Source organism: Mesotoga sp. UBA5847 (assembly GCF_002432735.1).
Classification (GTDB): domain Bacteria; phylum Thermotogota; class Thermotogae; order Petrotogales; family Kosmotogaceae; genus Mesotoga.
The window spans coordinates 39,189-43,498 of the sequence record NZ_DJGL01000039.1; the positions used below are offsets into that span (position 1 = coordinate 39,189).

Annotated in this window: 5 protein-coding genes; 3 read left to right on the forward strand and 2 right to left on the reverse strand. The window is 46.5% G+C overall.

Annotation, left to right across the window (positions count from 1 at the left end):
- Positions 1-57: 57 nt before the first annotated feature.
- Positions 58-888 carry an ADP-ribosylglycohydrolase family protein gene (locus tag B3K91_RS04465; RefSeq protein WP_214078425.1) on the reverse strand — a complete coding sequence of 277 codons (831 nt, stop codon included), beginning with the start codon at positions 886-888 and terminating at the stop codon, positions 58-60.
- A gap of 228 nt (positions 889-1,116) precedes the next feature.
- Here B3K91_RS04465 and B3K91_RS04470 point away from each other — a divergent pair, with 228 nt between their 5' ends.
- The 3 genes from B3K91_RS04470 to B3K91_RS04480 all read left to right on the forward strand — a co-directional run bounded on the left by B3K91_RS04470 (position 1,117) and on the right by B3K91_RS04480 (position 2,252).
- Positions 1,117-1,350, forward strand: a complete 234-nt coding sequence (locus B3K91_RS04470) for a nucleotidyltransferase domain-containing protein (protein ID WP_214061012.1) — start codon at positions 1,117-1,119, stop codon at positions 1,348-1,350.
- A 92-nt stretch (positions 1,351-1,442) separates the two neighbouring features.
- Positions 1,443-1,580: a hypothetical protein gene (locus B3K91_RS04475; protein WP_214061013.1), complete on the forward strand. Its 138-nt coding sequence runs from the start codon at positions 1,443-1,445 to the stop codon at positions 1,578-1,580.
- Positions 1,581-1,637: 57 nt separating this feature from the next.
- Positions 1,638-2,252, forward strand: coding sequence for a hypothetical protein (locus tag B3K91_RS04480; protein WP_214061014.1), 615 nt, complete (start codon positions 1,638-1,640; stop codon positions 2,250-2,252).
- A 467-nt stretch (positions 2,253-2,719) separates the two neighbouring features.
- On the opposite strand, the gene B3K91_RS04485 is transcribed toward B3K91_RS04480, so the two are convergent.
- Positions 2,720-3,310, reverse strand: a complete 591-nt coding sequence (locus B3K91_RS04485; RefSeq protein ID WP_102818906.1) for a plasmid pRiA4b ORF-3 family protein — start codon at positions 3,308-3,310, stop codon at positions 2,720-2,722.
- Positions 3,311-4,310 lie beyond the last annotated feature (1,000 nt).

Below are 4,310 nucleotides of genomic sequence, written 5' to 3' on the forward strand. Positions count from 1 at the left end.
ACCCCCTACCCGCTACCCCCTACCACGGTCAAATCGAAATCTCGCTATCGACAGTTTTTATGATTTCAAGAAGGCTTCCCATTCAAAGAAGATCGCGAGGAGTTCTTTGTCTAGATAGTGCAGTGCCTTGGTTCTTATGTCATACGGTATGCTGTAGTAAGCTTCGGCTATCGCTCCGGTTATTGCTGCGATTGTGTCGCTGTCTCCGCCAAGCGAAACCGCAGTGCGGACTGCATCTTCGAATGAATCTGATTCTAGGAAGCACTGTATGGCCTGTGGCACTGTTTCCTGACAGGTTTCATTGAAGTCATATGATGGGCGAATCTCGTCGATTGTGAAATCCAGAGAGTAGTAATCTCTTGAGATCCTGACGCGAATATCCCGCTTTGAGAAGCCTTGACACGCAAGGAAAATGGCAATGGTAGTCGCCTCAGCCCCCTTTATCCCTTCCGGGTGGTCGTGAGTGACAGAGGTTATCGTTTTTGAGAGGCTTATCGCTTCCAATTCATTTCGCGCAGTGAATCCCACAGGGCCAATGCGCATAGCAGCTCCGTTGCCGAAGCTATTGTACGGCCGAGGGTTGGCGCTGAATATCCATCTTCCAAACATTCCCCCATAACCGCAGTTAGGATAATTTCGACCGATCTGCTGCATATATTTCACTGTAAGCTCTCTTAGCAGACGGTCATAGCACATACTCAGCCTGTAGTCTTCTCGCGATTTGTCAACAACCTTCTCAGTTTCCATGATCGCTTTGGCAACGGCAAGGCTCATTATACTATCGTCCGTAGCAAAGCACTCATCTGTGAATAGTTCAAAGGCCTTGCTTCGGTGATTATTGAACTCAAATCTCGACCCGACGATATCGCCGACAATTGCTCCCAGCAAAGTTCACACCCCACCTCTTTCATGTTGCTTGAGATTTTCCATTCCAAGTGTAACATCATCGACCTGAACGCAGCTGGAGGTTCCCACCCTATGCCTCTTCAGATGAATCTAGCAGCTCTTATCCTTTCCTGGAGATCGCCTGTGATTGCATGGAGCACAGTATTGTTTGTCAACATAAATCCGCTCCACTTGATAGAATCGTCCTTTAAACTAACTTGCGGGAGCTGAATGAGTTATGTTGGCAATAAGCAGGTGAGTGAAGTCAGTATGCAGAATGGAGCGGATGTTGTGGATGAGAAGATCAAAGAGGCTCTAGTGATTAAGAACGAGAGGATCATCAAGGCGGTGATTGAGAAATCGAAGCGTGTCTGCCCGGACTCGGTAGCGTTGGTCGGCATCTATGGTTCATTTGCCACTGGAGACATACACGACAAGTCTGATTTAGATCTCTTCATTGAATAAACGATTCGAAAGGATACAGAATAGGTTCATGCTTCATTTTGGGAGACGTTGCTCATGATATCTACTGCACGAGCTGGCAGCAGCTTGAAGACATGGCTAAATATTCGACACCATACATCTCAAGGCTGATGGACGTGAACATCGTCTACTACCGTGACTACAAGCAACCTCAGAGGTTTATGGAGCTTCGCGGTAAAGCTATGGAACGTCTGAACAGCCCGCTGAATTAACACGATCTGAGGAATATATTGATGCATTTCGGGTAGGCTCAGAAGACTTACGCAGAGTTGGTTCTGAGTGAAGAGTCCGGAAGAGTCAAATACGAGTCGGCCAAATTGATCAACTCTATCGAAATGATCATGTATCTAATCAACAAGTCATATGTAAGTCTTGGGTCTAGACACATACCTGAAGAGATCGAAAGGATGCGGGAATTACCGATTGGATTTCCAGGTCATTACAGACGACTCATCGAGGCCGATACACTGCGTTCAATTAAAGAGAGCGCAACTTCGCTTTTGCGGTGTACGGGGGAGAAGATAGAAGAGATCAAGTACAGAGTTAAGGGCAAGAAGAAACTTGATTCGCAGGCTCTTACAGGTAGTTACGAGGAAATCTATTCGAACTGGAGAAACAAGATGGAGCTTGCCGCAAAGACCGACAACAAGTACTTGTCTCTCATGACGGCCGCAAGTTGCCAGCGATTCTACGATGAAATGAGAGAGGAGTACGAAGGCGTGTCTATCGATCTGATGAAGCACTTCGATATCAACGATTTACAGAGGTCGGCGAGGACCTTCGACGAAGCAATGGAAGAGTACAGATTGCTCTATGACGAAAACAGAGTCCAGGTGAAGAAGTATCAGACAATCGAAGAGTTCGAAGAGGACTATCTTGCGTAACTTCATAAACCGGATAGCTGGATACAACATGCTTTGGATACTATATAAAGATGTTCGCACCAGTTGCTGACTGGGAATCGGAAAGAAGAATCTCCAGGAAGAAAGATTCGGGGCTCTGAAAACCCTCTGCCCTGTATTACGTATGCAGTGGCCGCTTTTCTTCTGGAATGCTCGGTAAAGTCCTTCTTTGAGAGCTTCAAAGAGAAGGGCTTCTAAGATGCGCTTTTCATAAGCTGTTTAGAGAGTCAATTGTCTTCTGAGTCTGTTTGGCTTTGATTCTTCGAGTTGGGTCGCCAGTTCTTGAAGAAGGTTTCTCTTGGCCTGGCAAGATCTCATTAGAGCTGTTTTCGAGCTGTACCGTTCCATGTCTTCTTGTCGATGAAAAGGGCCCTTTGGAGACTACTGTTATCAGCAATTTGTGTTGGAACGATAGCTCCGGTCTAGTCTTGCGTCCTATTCTGCTTTCTCTAATATGTGTTCTTCAGGCGTTCATCAGGGTCGTCAAAGTGGATTTGCATCCGATCGAAGGATTCGGGGTCGTACTCTCTTCCCAGCCAGTCGATCAGATCTTCTCGATCAGGGTGCTTCTTATTCTTCATTGCCTCAACAAGATCACGATAACCCATTGTTCCTCCAACATCTTCAGGCGGGCAGGCTCGTTCACCGGCGATGCATCTAGGATACTTGACACTCAAGTCTCTACCGAGAACCTCTTCGAGAAGAATATCGTGGATCCAGTTGTCTCCGAAATCATAGAGGTATGACGCCTTTCGGTTATGAATCGAGAGATAATCGGAAATGCGCAGTTTTCTGGAATCGAGAACCTCCTTGAAATCGTCTTCAATAGGAAGCCCTATATAAACAAGCTCGTCACTCTTCGGATCAACGACCTGAAATTCGTGTAGATGGTAATCAGACCAGCCCATAGCATCCTGAATTGCGACGTGAAGATCCCAGAAAGTGTAGATGTCCGGAACCTGTATTCGTCGCCAGATTAACGGTGTGATGTCAAGAAGCATTATCTTGAACTGATAGATCAGCTTGTATCCCTTCTTCATCTTTTCTCCTCGCTTATGGTTGGATAAACTATTATAGTGCTCTACCCATTCATGGGACAACACGTTTGGCTAATGGGATTCATAAAGACACATTGGAGACCGAGAGTTGTGGTTGTAGGCGATCCACCCTCGGAGAAGAGAGAGAAATCAGTTCCACCAGATGCAAGTTGCTGGGATTATCGGTTCTCCGAGAAAACCTAGAGAGCGAGAAGACGTTTTGAGTTTGAGGTGAAGCCTCGCTTCTAGAAAAACCATATTCGAGAGTATCAAGAGCAAGGAGAGAAAGCAGATCATGCATAGTAAGAAAAAGCAAAAGGCCGGGGTCGGGGGTTGCGGTAGGGATTGGAAAGAGCAAAGCGATATCAGTTGGCCGTTAAACGGTTCTCCTTTAGCCGAGGGAAAAACCAGTGCTTCGTTCTTGGTCAACCAGAAAAGCTACATGAGACGAAAAAAGAAGGGTAAGACTCTGAATCAAGTTCAGATGACGCGTTGTGACATTTTTGCTTTCAGGTCTCTAGCCTGCAACTGGAACAAGCAACTCCTCACTGCTCTTCGAAGGACGGCTCTTACAGCATGACGGAATCTGAGTTTTTCGCTCTACCGCTTGCAACTTGGAACATGCAACTTGGAACTGCTTTTTCAAAGGACGTCTCCTCACAGCGTGCAGCGTCACTTAGCAAGCGTACAGCGATTCTTATGGAGCCGGTCAGTCCCCATTTTCGCTTCTCGGTCTTTCACAGAGCGCAACGAACGTCCGACAGTGCTCTTTCTTCTTTGACCGGCTGATCATACGTTATTGGTGGGGAGTTGGCTCAGAAGAGCTTTGCTTCATATCTTGCTTTCTTGTATGAGCTTGAGTGTCTCTCTTGTAGTTGCGACTCTGATCAATGCTCTTACTCGCTCTTCAAAGAAGTCTTTGTCGCCTGTAACAAACACATCTGGTCTAGCCTTAATAGCGGAAGCAAGAATTGGAGCATCGTACTCGTCTCTGATTATCTCA